This window comes from Roseburia sp. AF15-21 (genome assembly GCF_003479505.1).
GTDB classification, from domain to species: Bacteria; Bacillota; Clostridia; order Lachnospirales; family Lachnospiraceae; genus Roseburia_C; species Roseburia_C amylophila.
Window position 1 is genome coordinate 1 of sequence record NZ_QUHG01000028.1, and the last position, 1,465, is coordinate 1,465.

The following is a 1,465-nucleotide window of genomic DNA, read 5'->3' on the forward strand; positions in this document are numbered from 1 at the left end:
TGATATGTACCCAGAATCCTGGACACATATTTATGAACTAGGCTGAACACATGGATGCTATCCTGTATTGTACAGGCGGCATCCATTTTGTTTTTGCCTGAATTCTTTTGTTATTATAATAATCTATATATTCTTCAACCGCTTGTGAAAATTCTTCGAAAGAAGAATAGTTTTTTTCATAGCCATAATACATTTCATTTTTTAATCGTCCAAAGAACGTCTCTATAATACAATTATCATAACAATTACCTTTTCGTGACATGGATTGTATAATGCCATGTTCCTGTAAAGCATTTCTAAAATAAGCATGTTGATACTGCCAGCCTTGATCTGAATGAAATATCAATCCTTCAACTGAAGGAAATTTTTCAAATGCTTTATTCAGCATTCTTTTTATCTGTTCAAGATTAGGACTCATGGATAAATCATATGAGATGATTTCATTTGTATTCATATCTAGCACTGGAGAAATATAACACTTTCCCCATGAGAAATTGAACTGTGATACATCTGTGGTCCATTTTTGTAAAGGCAAAGTTGTACTGAAATCCCTGTCTATTATGTTGTCAGCAATCTTACCAACTTCACCCTTATAAGAATGATATTTCTCCTTTGGTCTTTTTCCGGCTAGACCTGCTTCATGCATAAGACGCTGAACTCTTTTATGGTTCACCTGATACCCGCGATTAATAAGTTCCTGGTGAACCCGTCTTACACCATATCTGCGCTTGTTCTCAACAAAAACACTTTTTATTTCTTCTAGTATTTCTTGATTGCGTTCGGCAATAACATCGTTTCTGCTAATCTCAAAATAGTAAGTAGATCTAGCCATGTGCATTGCTTTAAGGAGATATTTTAATTGGTATCCGTTTTCTCTGAGTTTTTTGATGATTGCTGCTTTTTCGCCTTGAGTTGCGCAGCCCATTTTTCTTGCCTCAAGGCGATCCGTTTTTTTATTACTTCATTCTCAGCTTTGATATATTCGTTTTCAGCTCTCAAGCGTATCAGTTCTTCTCGTTCTGATTCTGTTAAAGGTAATGGATTTGTTGACTTCTTCATTCTTGATTCCTTTGTTGGACGTCCTTTTTTACTTTCTACTAATCCATTATATCCTTGTGATTTATATTTGTATACCCATTGATAAAGCATTCCTGAGTTAATACCTGCTTCTATGGCAACTTTCCTCCTTGGTATGCCTGCAATAACTTTTAAAACCAGTTCAAGTTTTTCTTCCGGTGTCCACACTTTATTGAACACCTTATGTTTTAAAACTTCTGGACCATGTAAATCAACCAATCCAGACCATTCTCGTATATGTCTTTTGAGAGTATCTGGATTCGCACCCTCTGGGATATCTGGATACGAACCTGAATGATACAATTCAACACACATCAGTTTAAACTCATAACTATAACGCATAAAAACACCCTCCTTACTGGTTGTCCAGTAAAGAGGGTACATATCA

2 protein-coding genes are annotated in these 1,465 nt (G+C 35.6%); both read right to left on the reverse strand.

Features of this window, described 5'->3' with window-relative positions; all coding sequences use genetic code 11:
• Positions 1–37 precede the first annotated feature (37 nt).
• Entirely contained in the window at positions 38–925 is an 888-nt protein-coding gene (locus DWW33_RS15500) for an IS3 family transposase (RefSeq protein ID WP_243088701.1), read from the reverse strand.
• A partial coding sequence (locus DWW33_RS15875; protein WP_305793763.1) for a helix-turn-helix domain-containing protein occupies positions 856–1,465 on the reverse strand: 610 nt, incomplete at its 5' end. The genes DWW33_RS15875 and DWW33_RS15500, both read right to left, overlap by 70 nt.